9 protein-coding genes and 1 pseudogene are annotated in these 17,857 nt (G+C 65.4%); 6 read left to right on the plus strand and 4 right to left on the minus strand.

What is annotated here, in order from left to right; translation table 11 throughout:
- Positions 1–173 precede the first annotated feature (173 nt).
- Positions 174–698 (minus strand): annotated as a pseudogene (locus ACPZMI_RS25430) (methyl-accepting chemotaxis protein); the annotation flags it as partial.
- A gap of 1,550 nt (positions 699–2,248) precedes the next feature.
- Positions 2,249–3,865 (minus strand): diguanylate cyclase, encoded by a 1,617-nt coding sequence (locus ACPZMI_RS12660; protein ID WP_426352343.1) that lies wholly within the window; start codon positions 3,863–3,865, stop codon positions 2,249–2,251.
- A gap of 250 nt (positions 3,866–4,115) precedes the next feature.
- Here ACPZMI_RS12660 and ACPZMI_RS12665 point away from each other — a divergent pair, with 250 nt between their 5' ends.
- From ACPZMI_RS12665 to speA, 4 genes are all read left to right on the plus strand, one after another.
- Positions 4,116–5,183, plus strand: coding sequence for a DUF2333 family protein (locus ACPZMI_RS12665; protein ID WP_186666022.1), 1,068 nt, complete (start codon positions 4,116–4,118; stop codon positions 5,181–5,183).
- A complete protein-coding gene (locus tag ACPZMI_RS12670; RefSeq protein ID WP_186666024.1) occupies positions 5,180–5,713 on the plus strand; it encodes an NUDIX hydrolase in 534 nt (177 codons plus the stop codon). Before ACPZMI_RS12665 ends, ACPZMI_RS12670 begins: the two co-directional genes overlap by 4 nt.
- Positions 5,714–5,922: 209 nt before the next feature.
- A complete protein-coding gene (locus tag ACPZMI_RS12675) occupies positions 5,923–6,294 on the plus strand; it encodes a translation initiation factor Sui1 (protein WP_186666026.1) in 372 nt (123 codons plus the stop codon).
- A 152-nt stretch (positions 6,295–6,446) separates the two neighbouring features.
- Complete coding sequence (gene speA / locus ACPZMI_RS12680; RefSeq protein WP_153774079.1) at positions 6,447–8,360, plus strand: arginine decarboxylase; 1,914 nt, start codon at positions 6,447–6,449, stop codon at positions 8,358–8,360.
- A gap of 42 nt (positions 8,361–8,402) precedes the next feature.
- Here speA and ACPZMI_RS12685 read toward each other — a convergent pair whose 3' ends face one another.
- On the minus strand, positions 8,403–9,740 hold the full coding sequence (locus tag ACPZMI_RS12685; RefSeq protein ID WP_426352344.1) for an MATE family efflux transporter: 1,338 nt from the start codon (positions 9,738–9,740) through the stop codon (positions 8,403–8,405).
- 204 nt (positions 9,741–9,944) lie between these two features.
- Between ACPZMI_RS12685 and ACPZMI_RS12690 the strand changes: the two genes are divergently transcribed.
- On the plus strand, positions 9,945–14,846 hold the full coding sequence (locus ACPZMI_RS12690; RefSeq protein ID WP_426352345.1) for an alpha-2-macroglobulin family protein: 4,902 nt from the start codon (positions 9,945–9,947) through the stop codon (positions 14,844–14,846).
- A gap of 58 nt (positions 14,847–14,904) precedes the next feature.
- On the opposite strand, the gene ACPZMI_RS12695 is transcribed toward ACPZMI_RS12690, so the two are convergent.
- On the minus strand, positions 14,905–15,198 hold the full coding sequence (locus tag ACPZMI_RS12695) for a hypothetical protein (protein WP_054894193.1): 294 nt from the start codon (positions 15,196–15,198) through the stop codon (positions 14,905–14,907).
- 59 nt (positions 15,199–15,257) lie between these two features.
- Between ACPZMI_RS12695 and pbpC the strand changes: the two genes are divergently transcribed.
- Positions 15,258–17,618, plus strand: coding sequence for a peptidoglycan glycosyltransferase PbpC (gene pbpC / locus ACPZMI_RS12700; RefSeq protein WP_426352346.1), 2,361 nt, complete (start codon positions 15,258–15,260; stop codon positions 17,616–17,618).
- Positions 17,619–17,857 lie beyond the last annotated feature (239 nt).

The raw sequence follows: 17,857 nt of genomic DNA on the forward strand, positions 1-17,857 counted from the left end.
TTGCTGCAACTGGGGGGTGAGCTGAATACCGCGGTGCGGGCCTTCAGGGTGTGATCGGCAGGCCTGGCCCCTTCGCGGGCAAGCCCGCTCCCACGGAACCGCGCCAGCAGAAGGTTTTCCTCGCCGCTACCCAGTGGGAGCGGGCTTGCCCGCGAAGGGGCCAGGCCTGCCGATCACACCCTGAAGGCCCGCACCGCGGTATTCAGCTCACCCCCCAGTTGCAGCAACTGCTCACCCTGCTCGCGCCCTTCGCCGATGCGTTGCAGGTTGTCCTCACCGAGCGCATGAATCCGCTCGCTGTGGTCGCGGATCTCGCTCACAGCACCGCTCTGCTGTGCGGTGACGTCGGCAATCCTCACCGCTGTATCGGAGATGGTGCGAATCGCGCTGACAATCTCATCCAGCGCACCGTCCGCCGCCTGAGCCTGGCTGGCGGTAGCCTCGGCGTGTTCGAGCTGGGTGCGCATGCCATTCACCGATTCGCGCGCCGCCTGCTGCAGGCGGTCGATCAGCGCCTGGATCTCGCCGGTGGCGCCGGTGGTGCGCTGGGCCAGCGAGCGCACTTCGTCGGCTACGACGGCGAAGCCGCGGCCCATTTCGCCGGCACGGGCCGCCTCGATCGCTGCGTTGAGGGCCAGCAGGTTGGTCTGCTCGGCGATCGAGCGGATCACCGTCAGCACGCCACCGATGGTCGCCGACTCCTCGGCCAGTTGTTCGATCAACTGCGCGTTGCCCTGCACTTCATCGACCAACGCTCGCAGGCCGGAGAGGCTGTGGCCGATCACCGTCTGGCCGTGCTCCACGGCGCGCCCGGCGTCGCGGCTGGCATCCGCGGCCGAACTGGCATCGCCGGCCACTTGCTGGATGGTCGCCTCGAGCTCGCCCAGGGCATCGCGGATCTGTGCAGTATCGCCCGCCTGGCGCTCGGCACCGTCATGCAGCGCGCTGCTCATGCCGGCCAGGGCATGGCTGCTGCCTGCGACCTGCTCGGCGTTGTGGCGGATCGTGCCGACCAGGGTCACTAGGTACTGGCGCAGCCGGTTGAGCGACTCCTGGATGTCGTGCAGTTCAAGGTTGGTCTTGCCAAGGGCGACGGGCTGGGCGAAATCGCCCTCGGCCCAACGCGACAAGGCTGGCGCAAGGCTGGTAAGGGTGCGCGTCAGGCGGCGCTGCAAGGTGTCGATGAGCAGGGCGATCAGCAGAATCAGGCCGATCATCAGGCCCTGGATGACCCGGACCTCGCCAGCGATCTTGGCGTGCTGACCGCGCACTTCAGGTTCCAGTCCGGCGATGGCCTTCTGCACAGCTTCGAGGCGCTCGCTGGTGCTGGCGGCCAGTGCGGCGCGGCGTTCGATCTGTTCACGGGTGCGCTGCAGTTCGGCCGGATAGCGCCCGAGCAAGCTTTGCAGTTCACGCTTGAGGCCGACGGCAACGTCCTCCTTCTGCTCGCTGCCCTGGCTTTGCAGGCCCATCATCGCGGCGAAGTCGTCGGCGTTGGATTCGGCCGCGCGGGTCACCCCCAGCAACGGCAGGCTGTCGATGATCTGCGCCTGGGCGCGGATCTGTTGCAGTTCGCGCTCCACTTCGTCCGCCAGTTCCGCGCGACCGCTGCTGACCAGCTTGTCGCGGGCCAGTGCCAGGCGGCCCAGGTGCAGCGAGGCGTCCATCAGTGGGGCCAGGTAGCGACCCGCCTCGGCGTTGCCACTGTCGCGGGCATAGCCGGCCAGTTGCTCCAGGTTGGCGCCCAGTTCGCGCTCGGCCTGCAGCAGCAATGCCTGCGGGTCTCCGGCCAGCTTGCCGGCGGCCAGCAGTTCGTTGGCGGTAAAGCCCTGCAGGCTGTCCAGGCTCGGGCGCAGCTTGGCGGCCAGTGCGTCTGGCCATTCTCCGAGGGCACTGTGCAACTGCTTGTTGGCCTCCATGGCCGAGGCATGGCGCAGGGCGTCGCCGCTGGCCAGGTAGGCCTGGATATTGCCGGCGGTCTCGTTCTGGAACTGCTGGGACAGCCCCAGGTAGCGCTCCATCATCTGATAGGGACGCTCCAGCGCACGCTGCGACCACCACAGGGTTGCACCCAGGGCAAAGCACACGGTCACCAGCAAGAGGGTGTTGAAATTGGTCAGCCACTTCAGGCGCATAGCCGCGAACTTCCTGCGGGAATGGAGAGGTAGGTGCCTGAAGTTATTGCGATTTTGTGACCGGGTGATGACGACGACGGGGTGGCGCCATAAAAAAGTGGCAGAGTGCCAGTCTAGGGCTCGACCCTCACCACACAGTTGCGCCCCGCGTGCTTGGCCCGGTACAGCGCCTCGTCCGCCGCGCTGGCCATGGTCAGCGCATCCAGCGCGTCATCGAGTTGCACCACCCCGGCGCTGAAGGTGCACTGCAGGTCGTGCGGCTGGGCGGGATAGTGGATTTCGGCAAAGCGCCGGCGGATCTCGTCGAGCACCTTGTGCGCAGCTTCCAGGCCGGTGTTGGGCATGACGATGGCGAATTCCTCGCCGCCATAGCGGCCGATGAAATCGGTCTTGCGCAGGCGCTGCTTGAGGAACAACGCCAGGCTCTTGATCACCCGGTCGCCCATGGGATGGCCATGGCGGTCGTTGATCTTCTTGAAGTGGTCGATGTCCAGCATGGCGAAGCTCAGTGGTTGTTCCTCGCGGCGGGCGCGGAAACTGCAGTCTTCGAGCAGTTGCAGGATGTGGGTGTGGTTGTACAGCCCGGTCAGGCTGTCGCGCACCATGCGCGCCTTGAGATGACGGGCGCGGGCGGCGCGGTTGCGCACGGTGGTGACCAGGTGACGGGCGCGGATCGGCTTGGTGAGGAAGTCGTCGCCACCTTCGCTCATGGCATCGAGCTGCTTGTCCAGGTCGTCCTCGGCCGACAGGTAGATGATCGGTACGCTGACATAACGGTCGTTGTGGCGGATCACCTTGGCCAGTTCGGTGCCGGTGCAGTCGGGCATGTACATGTCGAGGATGATCAGGTCGGGCTGGAAGTCGGCGAGCTCGGCCATGGTGCGGATCGGCTCGGTGAGCGTGCGGGTGATGATGCCGGCGCCGTTGAGCAGGCGCTCGGTGTGCATGGCCTGGGCGCGCGAGTCATCGATGATCAGCACCCGGAACGGGTCGTATTGGGTGGCGCTGGTCAGCAGTTCGACCTTCTCCAGCAGGCTGGATGCCTCCAGGGTGCCGGTGAGGAACTCCTGGCCTCCGGCGCGCACGGCGGCGAGGCGGGTCGGGGTGTCGGTCTCGTGGAGGCTGAAGAACAGCAGCGGGATGTGCAGCTCCAGCCCTTGCTGGGCGTCGGCGGCCAGTTTGAGGCCCTGGCCGGGGCCACTGAAGTCGACATCCATGACGATGGCCGACGGCAGGCGTTCGCTCATCGAGGCACGGAAGGCTTCGGCGTTGCCCAGTGCCTGCACGCCCAACCCGAAGAACTCCAGCTGTTGCGCCAGGCGTTCGGCGCGGTCATGGTCCTGCAGCAGGATGTACACCGGCTTGCGCAAGGGTGGCAGAGGCACATGATCGAGCTGGTCGCCCTTGCGCAGGCCGGTGCGCGACAGGCGTTGCATCAGGCGATTGAGCTCGCCGATCAGCTCGGAGTTGAGCCGCGTGCTGTTCGCTTCGATGGCCCTCAGCGTCTGTCCGATGGCAATCGACAGGCTGCCGTGCTCGGGCTGCTCGAAACGGTCGGCGTAGCGTTGCAGGCGCAGATTGGCATCGCCCAGTTCGCTCAGCCCTGCGCTCGACCACTCGCCACGCTGCAGGCGCTGCCAGATTTCGAGAATCTGTCGGGCCTGGTGAATGACCCGCTGGGCGAAATGCTGCTTCAAGCGCTCGTGGCTGGGCTCGGCTGGCTGGGTCATGTCCTGACTGCTTGTTGGAGGTTGGTGTGCAGGTTCAATGATGGCTCTATGCTAGCAGGTCTTTTCCTGCTCGCGAGTGCTGTGGGTCAACAAAGCGTTCAGGCCCGATTATTCAGTTCCCGACCCATTGGTCGCTTATGCGTATGGCGGCGTCTGCTTTATAGTGCTGGGACGCGGGCTTGCCGTGGCACCCTGGCCGAGGCCTGTGGTCCAAGCCCCTGAACCGTCATGATTGATTAAGGACAACGCCATGCTGGACTGGAAAAACCGTGAGGCCAAGGCCGAGCGCCCCGAGCGCGTCGATGGCCGTGGCGCTGCCACCCGTAGCTACCTCGGCGGCCTCTGGAGCCGCGCCCTGGGCACCCTGATCGGCCTGTACCTGCTGGTGTGCATCGGCCTTGGCTGGTACTGGAGCGAAGAGCCTGATCTGTTCCCGGTGCAACAGAATGCCCAGGCTGCGGCCGAGCGTAACGGCCAGCAGATGGTGGTTGGCTATACCACCATCGAAACCCTCAAGACAGTGGCCGGCACCCTGCTCGACAAGCCGGGTGGGTATATCTCCAACGACCGCTTCCCGCCGGGGCTGTGGATGGACAACATGCCGAGCTGGGAATATGGCGTGTTGGTCCAGGTGCGCGACCTGTCGCGTGCGCTGCGCAAGGACTTCGCTCGCTCGCAGTCGCAATCGACCGAAGACGCCGACCTGGCCAAGGCCGAGCCGCGCTTCAACTTCGACAACAAGAGCTGGATCCTCCCTTCCAGCGAGTCGGAGTTCGAGGAGGGCATCAAGTCGCTCAACCGCTACCAGGTGCGCCTGGCCGCTGGCGACCAAGGCGCGATCTTCTATACCCGCGCCGACAACCTGAACAACTGGCTGGGCGACGTTGCCACGCGTCTGGGATCGTTGTCCCAACGCCTGTCGGCCAGCGTCGGCCGGGTCAAGCTCAACAGCAACCTGAAGACCGAAACCGTCCAGGCCGGCCAGGCACCGCAGGTCGACGAGGAGATCGTCGAGACGCCATGGCTGCAGATCGACAACGTCTTCTACGAAGCCCGCGGCCAGGCCTGGGCGCTGTCGCATCTGCTGCGCGCCATCGAGGTCGACTTCGCCGACGTACTGGCCAAGAAGAACGCCACCGTCAGCGTGCGTCAGATCATTCGTGAGCTGGAAGCTTCGCAGGAGCCGCTGTGGAGCCCGATGGTACTCAACGGCAGTGGCTTCGGCATGTGGGCCAACCACTCGCTGGTGATGGCCAACTACATCTCCCGGGCCAACGCCGCAGTCATCGACCTGCGTCAGTTGCTCTCGCAAGGATGACCATCAATCCCGCCGAGGTCGCGCACCGCGCGGCCTCCGATGCCGAGCTGGTGGCCTGGGTGGACGAACACGACCAGCCGCTTGGCGCCCTGGCGCGGGCCGAGTTGCGCGAGCGAGGGTTGATCGGGCGCTGTACCTTCATCCTGCTGTTCAACAGCCAGGGCGAGCTGTGCGTGCACCGGCGCACCTTGAGCAAGGCGCTGTATCCCGGGTATTGGGATGTGGCGGCCGGTGGCATGGTCGGGGTGCACGAGGAATACGCCGAGTCTGCGGCCCGCGAGCTGGAAGAGGAACTGGGCATCGCTGGCGTCGCGTTGCGTTTTCACGAGAAGTTCTACTTCGATCAGTTGGGCAACCGCTTGTGGTGCGCGGTGTTCTCGGCGGTGTCCGACGCGCCGCTGCGGCTGCAGCCTGAAGAGGTGATCGAGGCGCGCTTCGTCACTGTGGAACAGGCAGAGGCCGAGAGCCGGGAGAAGGACTTCTGTCCGGACTCGCTGGAGGCGTTGCGCCGGTACAAGGCGAGCCTGTAGCCGTCAGCGCTCCCCCACGTCGCAAAACATTCGCAAAATGCCGCAATCCAGTACTTAGCAAGCCAGGAATTTATCGTTACACTGCGCGCCCTTTTCGGGCTGTCGCAACACCTGCGACAGTAGCGCCGCCCCTGCCAGAGTGGGGCTTCGCGGTCGGTCCAGTCCCCCTGTGGTCCGACCAGTTTTTGTCCTCAGCAAGAGGAACAAAAGTGGCCAAGAAAGCTTCTTCCTTCTCCGCCCTCGGCGGTCTCGTGTTTTCCACCGACGCTGGTCGGCACTGCCCCGACTGCAGCCAGCCGGTGGACGCGTGTGTCTGCAAGCAGCAACTGATCCCCGAAGGCGATGGCATTGCCCGGGTACGCCGTGAAAGCAAGGGGCGTGGTGGCAAGACCGTCACCACCATCACTGGCGTACCGCTGCCGCTCGAGCAGCTCAAGGACCTCGCCAGCACGCTCAAACGGCGATGCGGCACCGGTGGTGCCTTGAAAGACGGTGTCATCGAGATCCAGGGTGATCACGTCGAACTGCTGCTCGCCGAGCTGATCAAGCAGGGTTTCAAGGCGAAGAAGTCCGGCGGTTGAGTGTTGCCCGCAGGCATTTTTGCCGAGCGCTTTCTAAACTCGTTTCCGTTGCCGGGGTCTACCCGGGGACGGACGAATCGTCATTTTCAGCTTCTACACTGCGCCCGCACCCACCGCGGGGCAGTGTCTTGACTTATCTATAGGGGACTTGAATGTCCGTACGACGCACACGCAAAGACGATGGCAGCCAATGGACCGTGGCCGACAGCCGCAGTGTTTATGGTATCCGCCATTGGGGCGCTGGTTATTTCGCCATCAATGAAGCCGGGCGTGTCGAAGTGCGCCCCAACGGCCCCGACAGCGCGCCGATCGACCTCTTCGAGCAGGTTGACGAGCTGCGCCAGAGTGGCCTGTCGCTGCCACTGCTGGTCCGTTTCCCGGACATCCTGCAGGACCGCGTACGCCAACTGACCGGTGCCTTCGACGCCAACATCGCGCGCCTGGAGTACCAGAGCCAGTACACGGCCCTTTATCCGATCAAGGTCAACCAGCAGGAGGCGGTGGTCGAGAACATCATCGCCACGCAAAACGTCTCCATCGGCCTCGAAGCCGGCTCCAAGCCCGAGCTGCTGGCCGTGCTGGCGCTGGCGCCCAAGGGCGGTACCATCGTCTGCAACGGCTACAAGGACCGTGAGTTCATCCGCCTGGCACTGATGGGCCAGAAGCTGGGCCACAACGTGTTCATCGTCATCGAGAAGGAATCCGAGGTCGCCCTGGTGATCGAGGAAGCCGCCGAGCTCAAGGTCAAGCCACAGGTCGGCCTGCGCGTGCGCCTGTCGTCGCTGGCTTCGAGCAAGTGGGCCGACACCGGGGGCGAGAAATCCAAGTTCGGCCTGTCGGCTGCGCAATTGCTGTCGGTGGTCAGCCGCTTCCGTGATGCCGGGCTGGACCAGGGTATCCGCCTGCTGCACTTCCACATGGGCTCGCAGATCGCCAACCTCGCCGACTACCAGCACGGCTTCAAGGAAGCCATCCGCTATTACGGCGAGCTGCGCGGCCTGGGCCTGCCGGTCGATCACATCGACGTCGGTGGCGGGCTGGGCGTCGACTACGATGGCACCCACTCGCGCAACGCCAGCTCGATCAACTACGACATGGATGACTATGCCGGCGTGGTGGTGGGGATGCTCAAGGAGTTCTGCGACGCCCAGGGCTTGCCGCACCCGCATATCTTCTCCGAGAGCGGTCGCTCGCTGACTGCGCACCACGCCATGCTGGTGATCCAGGTCACCGACGTCGAAAGCCACAACGACGAAGTGCCGACCATCGAGAACAAGGAGGCGCTGCCCGAGACCGTGCAGTGGCTGGCCGACCTGCTCGGCCCGACCGACATCGAGATGGTCACCGAGACCTACTGGCGTGCCACCCACTACATGGGTGACGTGGCCGCGCAGTATGCCGATGGCAAGATCAGCCTCTCCGAGAAAGCCCTGGCCGAGCAATGCTACTTCGCTGTGTGCCGTCGCCTGCACAACTCGCTCAAGGCTCGCCAGCGTTCGCACCGCCAGGTGCTGGACGAGCTCAACGACAAGCTCGCCGACAAGTACATCTGCAATTTCTCGGTATTCCAGAGCCTGCCCGACACCTGGGCCATCGGCCAGGTGCTGCCGATCATCCCGCTGCACCGCCTGGACGAAGAGCCCATGCGCCGTGCGGTGCTGCAGGACCTGACCTGCGACTCGGACGGCAAGATCAACCAGTACGTCGACGAGCAGAGCATCGAGACCAGCATGCCGGTGCATGCGGTACGCGAAGGTGAGGACTACCTGCTGGGCGTGTTCCTGGTCGGCGCCTACCAGGAAATCCTGGGGGACATGCACAACCTGTTCGGTGACACCGACTCGGTGAACATCTACCAGAACGCCGACGGCAGCGTGTACCACGCTGGCATCGAGACCCACGACACCATCGAGGACATGCTGCGCTACGTGCACCTGTCGCCGGAGGAGTTGATGACCCACTACCGCGACAAGGTCGCCAGCGCCAAGATCAGCGCCCGTGAGCGGACCCAGTTCCTCGACGCGCTGCGCCTGGGCCTGACTCGGTCTTCGTACCTGTCGTCGTGATCGGCGGGCCGCTCCTGCAAGGTTTGCGGGAGCGGCCCTGTTTCAATCGATCCACGCTCCCCGCTGCTGCAACCGCCACCCCACCCACCCCAGCGTCACCGCGCGCAATCCCATGAACCCGAGAAACGCCAGCCACAATCCATGGTTGCCGAACCCTCGCAGGGCGAATGCCAGCGGCAACGCGATCGCCACCGATACCAGCATCGCGTTGCGCATCTCGCGCGCTCGAGTAGCGCCGATGAACAGGCCATCCAGCAGATAGCTCCACACCGCTACCAGCGGCAGCAGCGCCAGGTAAGGCAGGTAAGGGTAGGCTGCGTCACGCACGCTCTGGATGTCGGTCTGCAGGTCGATGAACAAGTGCCCACCCAGCAGAAACAGCCCGGCAAAGACCAGACTGACGATCAGTGACCAGCCGCAGGCGACCACCAACGAACGGCGCAAGGTGTCGTGTTGTCGGGCGCCGATGGCGTGGCCGCACAGGGCCTCGACCGCATGCGCCAGGCCATCCAGGGCGTAGGCGGTGAGCAGCAGGCCGTTGAGCAGCAGGGCGTTGGCCGCGACCGTCGCTTCACCCAGGCGCGCGCCCTGCACGGTGATCAGCAGGAACACCAACTGCAAGGCCAGGCTGCGCAAAAAAATATCGCGGTTGACCGCCAGCAGCGGGCGCCAGGCCTGCCAGCGGTTCAGCGCAGCCCAGGCGATGCGTCCCGGATAGGCAAGCAGTGCAGGGCGGGTCAGGGCAAGGCCCAGCAGCGCCGCGCTCCATTCGGCGATCACCGAGGCCCGCGCCGAACCGAGTACGCCCCAGTCCAGTACGAGCACGAACCACAGGTTGAGGACGATGTTCAGCAGGTTGGTGGTCAGCAGGATCGCCAGCGGCGCACGAGCATTCTGGGTGCCGAGGAACCAGCCGACCAGGGCATAGCTGGCCAGTGCCGCCGGCAGGCCGAGCAGGCGGGTATGGAAGAAGGCTTCGGTCGAGGCTTGCAGGGCCTCGCTGGGCTGCATCGCCTGCAGGGCCAACTGGCTGAGGGGCAGGGCGAGCAGGCCGATCAGCACGGCGAACGCCAGCGCCAGCAGCAGTCCCTGAACCAGCACCTGGCGTAGTGCGGCGCCGTCGGCGCGACCGGCGGCCTGGGCTGCAAAACCGGTCGAACCCATGCGCAGGAACCCCATCAGGCCGACCATGAAGGTGAACAGTGTGGCGCCAACGGCGACGGCACCGAGCTGGTGGGCGTGGGGCAGATGGCCGATGACCGTGCTGTCGACCAGTGCCACCAGCGGCACCGAGATGTTCGAAAGGATCATCGGCGCGGCCAAGGCCCAGACCTTGCGGTGGGTGAGGCGGTGGTGCCAGTCGTTGAGCAGTGAGGGCATGCGATTGCGCTTATCCTGTGGGAGCGGGCTTGCCCGCGAAGGGGCGCACGGCGGCCCCGGTTTTCGGCTGCTGGCCATTGTACCGGCCAGGCAACCAATCCGTGCGAACGCGGTCTCATTTGCCATTGCAGCGCAGGTAGCCTGCCTGACGTTGCGCTATAGTTTCTGCCCTCACCACCCTGCTGCCGAAGAGTCCTCTCTCCTATGCTCAACAAAGGATTGTTGCTGGCCTGCGCGCTGGCCCTGCTCAGTGCCTGTGATTCCTCTTCCAAGGACACCCCCGCGCCGGCTGAAAAGCCCGCGGCCAGCGTGCCTGCCGAAGCCAAGCCCGCCAAGCGCGAGGACCCGGCAGCGCTCGCCAAGCGCTACGCCGACCGTGAACTCAACGTGCTGGACGTCTCGGAGGTCCAGCTCGACGGTGCCAGTACCCTGTCGATCAGCTTCTCGGTGCCGCTCGATGCCAACCAGGACTTCGCCGCCAAGGTGCACCTGGTCGATACCGTCAAGGGCAAGCTCGACGGCGCCTGGGAGCTGTCCGACAACCAGATGGAACTGCGTCTGCGCCACCTCGAGCCGCAGCGCAAGCTGGTGCTGACCGTCGACAAGGGCCTGCTCGCGGTCAACGGCAAGACGCTTCAGGGTGAGTCGGTCAGCCGCCTGGAAACCCGCGACATGCAGCCGACCATCGGTTTTGCCAGCCGTGGCTCCCTGTTGCCCACCCGCCTGGCCGAAGGCCTGCCGGTGATCGCCCTGAACGTCGACAAGGTCGATGTCGAGTTCTTCCGGATCAAACCGGAAATGCTCTCGACCTTCCTGGTCAACTGGGGCCGAAACAGCAGCCTGTACTACTACCAGTCCAAGGAAACCCTGGACATGGCCGAGCTGGTCTACAGCGGCCGCTTCGACCTGAACCCTGCACGCAATACTCGCGAAACCGTACTGCTGCCGATCGCCGGGATCAAGCCGTTGCAGGAGCCGGGCGTCTACCTGGCGGTGATGCGCGCCTCCGGCACCTACGACTATTCGCAACCGGCGACCCTGTTCACCCTCAGTGATATCGGCGTGTCCGCGCACCGCTACCGTGACCGCCTGGACGTGTTCGCCCAGGCCCTCGAGGGCGGCAAGGCCCTGAGCGACGTGACCCTCGAGCTGCACGACGACAAGGGCAAGCTGCTGGCCCAGGCCAAGACCGATGGCAAGGGCCATGCCGAGTTGCCGATCACGGCCAAGGCCGACACCCTGATCGCCACCCAGGGCGTGCACACCACGCTGCTGCGCCTGAACACCGCCGCACTGGATCTGGCCGAATTCGACATCACCGGCCCGCAAGCCAATCCGCTGCAGTTCTTCATCTTTGGCCCGCGTGACCTGTATCGCCCCGGCGAAACCGTACTGCTCAACGGCCTGCTGCGCGACCAGGACGGCAAGCCGGTCAAGGCTCAGCCGGTGACGGTCGAAGTGCGTCGCCCTGATGAGCAGGTCAGCCGCAAGTTCGTCTGGGAGGCCGACCAGAACGGCCTGTTCCAATATCAGCTGCAATTGGCTACCGAGGCGCCGACCGGGCGCTGGCAACTGCTGCTCGACCTCGGCGGGGGCCGCAAGCAGGTCTACGAATTCCTCGTCGAGGACTTCCTGCCCGAGCGCCTGGCGCTGGAGCTCAAGGGCAGCAAGACCCCCCTCAGCCCCGAACAAACCGCACGCATCCAGGTCAATGGCCGCTATCTCTATGGCGCGCCAGCTGCCGGCAACCGCCTGAGCGGCCAGGCCTACATCCGCCCGCTGCGTGAAGCCGTACCGGCGCTGCCGGGTTATCAGTTCGGCTCGGTTACCGAGAGCGAACTGACCCAGGACCTGGAACTCGATGAAGTCACCCTCGACCAGGCCGGCAAGGCCACCGTCGATATCGAGAGCCGCTGGGCCGAGGCCCGCTCGCCGCTGCAATTGACCGTGCAGGCCAGCCTGCAGGAGTCTGGCGGTCGCCCCATCACCCGGCGTCTGGAACAGCCGATCTGGCCGGCTGATCGCCTGCCGGGCCTGCGCGGCCTGTTCGATGGCGAAGAGACCGACAGCGATGCCCCGGTGCAGTTCGAGGTGCTGGTCGCCGACCGCGACGGCAACAAGCTCGCCGCCGACGACCTCAAGGTGCGGTTGATCCGCGAGCGTCGCGACTACTACTGGAACTACTCGCAAAGCGATGGCTGGAGCTACAACTACAACGAGAAATTCCTCACCCAGAGCGAGGAAACCGTCAGCGTCAAGGCCGGCTCCACCGCCAAGTTGACCTTCCCGGTGGAGTGGGGGCCTTACCGCGTCGAGGTCGAAGATCCCGAAACCGGGCTGGTATCCAGCGAGCGCTTCTGGGCCGGTTACCGCGCCCAGGACAACGCCGAAGGTGGGGCAGTACGCCCTGACCAGGTCAAGCTGGCGCTGGACAAACCTTCCTACGCCGACGGTGCCACCGCCAAGGTTACCGTCACGCCACCTGCGGCCGGCAGCGGCTACCTGATGATCGAGTCCAGCGACGGTCCGCTGTGGTGGCGGGAGATCGACGTACCTGCCGAAGGCAAGACCTTCGAGGTCGAGCTGGACAAGAAATGGGCCCGCCACGACCTCTATATCAGCGCCCTGGTGATTCGTCCGGGTGAGCGCAAGGTCAATGCCACGCCCAAGCGCGCCGTCGGTGTGCTGCACCTGCCGCTGGACCGCGCCGAGCGCAAGCTGGCGGTCAGCCTGCAGGCGCCGGAGAAGATGCGCCCCAAGCAGCCCCTGACCGTGAAGTTCAAGGCCGTCAATGCCGACGGCAGCGTGCCGAAGCAGGTGCATGTGCTGTTGTCTGCGGTGGATGTGGGCATCCTCAACATCACCGACTTCAAAACCCCCGACCCCTTCGCCAGCCTGTTCGGTCGCAAGGCCTACGGCGCCGACCAGTTGGATATCTACGGCCAGTTGATCGAAGCCGGCCAGGGCCGCCTGGCGAGCCTGGCCTTCGGGGGTGACGCCGCCATGGCCAAGGGTGGCAAGCGCCCGAACACCACGGTCACCATCGTCGCCCAGCAGAGCCTGCCGGTGACGCTCGACGAGAAGGGCGAAGGGCAGGCCACAGTCGATATCCCCGACTTCAACGGCGAACTGCGCCTGATGGCGCAGGCCTGGACCGACGAGCACTTCGGCATGGCCGAAGGCAAGACGGTCGTCGCTGCACCGCTGATCGCCGAGCTGTCGGCGCCGCGCTTCCTCGCCGGTGGCGACCAGACTCGCCTGGCCCTGGACCTGGCCAACCTGTCTGGCCGTGCCCAGCAGCTCAACGTGCAGGTGACCACCGACGGGCAACTCGACCTCGCAGGTGCCGCCCAGCAGAGCATCAACCTTGCCGAAGGCCAGCGCAGCACGCTGATGATTCCGGTGCAGGCCCGCGGTGGCCTGGGGCAGGGCAAGGTGCACGTGCGTGTCGATGGCCTGCAGTTGCCTGGCGAGACGGCCACCGGCTTCGAGCGCGAATGGACCCTGGGTGTGCGCCCGGCGTATCCGGCGATGCTCAAGCACTACCGTGTGGCGCTCAAGGACCAACCCTGGACCCTGCCCGAGAACGAGCTGGCCGAGTTCGAGCCGGCAGGCCTTGAAGCCAGCCTTGCGCTGTCGAGCCGCCCACCGCTGAACCTGGCCGAGCAGATCCGTGCCCTCGAAGCCTACCCCTACGGCTGCCTGGAGCAGACCACCAGTGGCCTCTATCCCTCGCTCTATGCCGATGCCGACAGCCTCAAGCGTCTGGGTATCAAGGGTGAGCCGACCGATGTGCGCAAGCGCAAGATCGAAATGGGCATCGAGCACTTGCTGGGCATGCAGCGCTACAACGGCAGCTTCGGCCTGTGGAGTTCGGACAGCGAGGAAGAGTACTGGCTCACCGCCTACGTCACCGACTTCCTTCTGCGTGCGCGTGAGCAAGGCTACGGCGTGCCTGCCGATGCCTTGAAGAAGGCCAACGAGCGGCTGCTGCGCTACCTGCAGGAACGCAACCTGATCGAGGTCGACTACAGCCAGGACGCCGAACACACCCGCTTTGCCGTGCAGGCCTACGCCGCGCTGGTGCTTGCCCGCAGTCAGCAAGCGCCGCTGGGTGCGCTGCGCAGCCTGTTCGAACGCCGCAGCGATGCCCGCTCCGGCCTGCCGCTGGTGCAACTGGCGGTGGCTCTGGACAAGATGGGCGACAAGCCGCGCTCGCAGCAGGCGTTGCAGGCAGGCCTGGCGATAGGCCGTGGCAAGGGTTGGCTGGCCGACTACGGCAGCGCCGTGCGTGACCAGGCACTGATCCTGGCGCTGCTTCAGGAGAACAACCTGGCCAGCAACCAGGTCGATCAACGCCTGTTCGCGTTGTCCGACGAACTGGCCTCCAACCGCTGGCTGTCGACCCAGGAGCGCAATGCGCTGTTCCTCGCCGGTCGCGGCCTGCTGGGCAAGCCCGAAGGCAACTGGCAGGCGCGTCTGGACAGCGCTGGTGAGGTTCGCGAGTTCAACAACACCGAATCGGGCATGAAGCTCGAAGGCCCGTTGCTGGCATCGCCGCTGAGCATCCAGAACCAGGGCAGCGATACGCTGTACCAGCAGTTGACCCTGTCCGGCTATCCGCGGCAGGCGCCTGCGGCCAGCAGCAATGGTATGGAGATCCGTCGCGAGTACCTGGGCATGAACGGCCAGGCCCTGGACCTGCGCAACCTGCGCAGTGGCGACCTGGTGCTGGTGCACCTGGCGCTCAAGGCCCAGAGCCAGGTGCCGGATGCGCTGGTGGTCGACCTGCTGCCGGCGGGTCTGGAGCTGGAAAACCAGAACCTGGCCCAGAGCGCCGCCAGCCTCGACAACGCCAGCAGTGCCGTCAAGCAGTGGCGCGAATCGATGCAGAACGCCAGCGTGGTGCACCAGGAGTACCGCGACGACCGTTATGTGGCCGCCCTCAAGCTCGACAGCTACGGCACCACGCACCTGTTGTACCTGGCGCGTGCGGTAACGCCGGGCAGCTATCGCATTCCGCCGCCGCAGGTAGAGTCGATGTACCGGCCGAACCTGCAGGCAGTGGGGGATAGTCAGGGCGAGATGGTGGTGCGTAGCCGTTGATGCGACTGTGGGAGCGGGTGACTCCGCTCCCACAGGTTCATGGATGGCGGGCCTCGGGTCAGTGAATGATCCAGCTCAACACCCACAAGCCCAGCACCAGCCAGATGATGCCCATCACGATCGACGCCCGCATGAACGCCCGGATCGCCGAGTACAGCAGCATCAGCCCGACGATCAGCGCAAGGATGCTGACCAGCGAGGTGTCCATGCCCAAGGTGCGCGCCAGCCCGTCGATGAAATTGCCGCCGGCATTGGCCAGCAGATTGAACAGCCCGCTCATGATATCGACGATGAACTTGATCACCGCGCCCAGCGCCTGGCCCAACCACTCGAAAAACCCTTCTACATGCATAGCTGCTTCCTGATGATCATCCCAAGCCTTTGGCCATCGTTCGATGGGGTCGGTTCCCGATGCCAGGCGCAAGCATAGTTCGCCCGCGTACGCGCAGCGCAAGGATCTTGCGTGGTGTCGGCATTACTGTGCTGTCGAGCGTCGTCTTGCTGTGGCTGGCGGATCGCCTGTGGCCGTTGCCGATGCCGGGTGACGACCTGGCGCGGGTGGTGCTCGCCGAGGACGGCACGCCGCTGTGGCGCTTCGCCGATGCCGACGGCGTGTGGCGCTATCCGGTCAGCCCCGATGAGGTATCGCCCTTGTATCTGGAGGCGCTGCTCACCTACGAAGATCGCTGGTTCTACGATCATCCCGGGGTCAACCCGCTGGCCCTGGCGCGCGCGGCCTGGCTGAACCTGCGTGGCGGACGCGTAGTGTCCGGTGGCAGCACGCTGTCGATGCAGGTAGCACGTTTGCTCGACCCCCATGATCGCACCCTGGCCGGCAAGCTCCGTCAGTTGTGGCGTACGGCGCAGCTGGAGTGGCACCTGTCCAAGCGCGAGATCCTGCAGATCTACCTCGATCGCGCGCCCTTCGGCGGCACCCTGCAGGGCGTCGCCGCCGCCAGTTGGGCTTACCTGGGCAAGTCGCCCAAGCACCTCACGCCTGCCGAGGCGGCATTGCTGGCCGTACTGCCCCAGGCGCCCAGCCGCCTGCGCCCGGATCGCCATCCCGAGCGTGCGCAGCGTGCCCGCGACAAGGTGCTGCAACGCCTGGCCGATTACCAGGTGTGGCCTGAGCAGCGGATTGCCGAGGCCCGCGAAGAGCCCTTGCTGCTCGCCCCGCGCCAGGAGCCGGCGCTGGCGCCACTGCTGGCTCGGCGGCTGAACACGGCGGACAGCCCACCGCTGATCCGCACCACGCTCGATGCGTCGTTGCAGCGCCGTCTCGAAGACTTGCTGCTCGGTTGGCGTGCACGCTTGCCCGAGCGCACCTCGGCGGCAATCCTGGTGGTCGAGGCTCAGACCATGGCCGTGCGTGCCTACCTGGGGTCCATCGACCTGGGCGATGAGCGCCGCTTCGGCCATGTCGACATGGTGCATGCCCTGCGTTCGCCCGGCTCGACCCTCAAGCCGTTTCTCTATGGCATGGCCCTGGACGATGGGCTGATCCACTCCGAATCGCTGCTGCAGGACGTACCGCGCCGCTATGGCGACTACCGTCCGGGCAACTTCTCGATGGGCTTCAGCGGGCCGGTGTCGGCCAGTTCGGCGCTGGCGTTGTCGCTCAACCTACCAGCGGTTCAGTTGCTCGAAGCCTATGGGCCCAAGCGCTTTGCCGCGCAGATGCGTATCGGTGGGGTGCCGCTGATACTGCCGCCGCTGGCCGAACCGAACCTATCGCTGATTCTCGGCGGTGCCGGCAGCCGTCTGGAGGACCTGGTCGGCGGTTATGCGGCGTTGGCCCGCGAGGGCAAGAGCGCGAAGATCCGCCTGCAGCCCCAGGATCCGCTGCTGGAGCGGCACCTGTTGTCGCCGGGTTCGGCGTGGATTGTACGGCGTATTCTCAGCGGCCAGGCGCGCCCGGACCGCGACCCGCACGCCGAGCTTGTGCAGCGCCCGCAACTGGCCTGGAAAACCGGCACCAGCTATGGCTTTCGCGATGCCTGGTCGGTGGGGGTCGGGCCGCGGTACATCATTGGTGTGTGGATAGGCCGACCCGATGGCACGCCGGTGCCGGGCCAGTTCGGCCTGGCTTCGGCAGCGCCGCTGATGCTGCAGGTGCACGACCTGTTGAGCAATCGCGACAGCCAGCGCGGCATTGCCGTGCCGGTGGAAAACGTGCCGGGCAGTGTCGGCGTCGCAGCGATCTGCTGGCCGCTGGGGCAGCCGATGAGTCGTCAGGATCCGCAGTGCCGCCGCCAGCGTTTTGCCTGGACCCTCGACGGCACCACGCCGCCGACCTTGCAGGCTGCCGACCAGCCGCTGGGGTTGGGCCTGCGCGAAACGGTGTGGGTCAACGCGCGTGGTTTGCGGGTCGATGCCAGTTGTCGGGGGGCGAAAGCGCAGGAAATTGCCCTCTGGCCTGCACCTCTGGAACCGTGGCTGCCACGGGTAGAGCGGCGTAGTGCGCGGCTGCCGATGGTCGATCCTGACTGTCCACCGCAGGCAGCGCCCAGCGCGCCACCGCTGTCGATCGTCGGTGTACGGGCAGGCGACAACCTGCGCCGGCCGCTGACCAGCCACGAGCCGCTGCAACTGCACGTATCGGCACTGGGTGGAGCAGGGCGACGCTGGTGGTTCCTCAATGGCCGGCCGCTGGGCGAGACCGAAGGGCAGGACAGCCTGCTGGTGCGTTTCGAGCAGTCAGGACGCATCGAGTTGAGTGCGTTGGATGAGAGCGGCGAGACGGCACGGGTCGAGTTCCAGGTGGCGGAGTAGCCTCTCTCAGCCAGCGTTTCCTTGTACTAATGACATGGTATTAAACCTTTCGGTCAGCCATTCGGGCGAATATTTCAACTTGCTGAATTTCATGGATTTTTTATCGGCTTCAGCACCTTATCCCGCCGTATTAATACCAACTTACGACCTACCGCCGTCGAACCGCCAGAGCTTCACTGCTGACTGAAGGCATAACGCTGGCCAGCCTGGCCAGCGCGCCTATCCAACAACAAAGCAGT

Source organism: Pseudomonas wayambapalatensis, from assembly GCF_049942315.1.
Classification (GTDB): domain Bacteria; phylum Pseudomonadota; class Gammaproteobacteria; order Pseudomonadales; family Pseudomonadaceae; genus Aquipseudomonas; species Aquipseudomonas wayambapalatensis.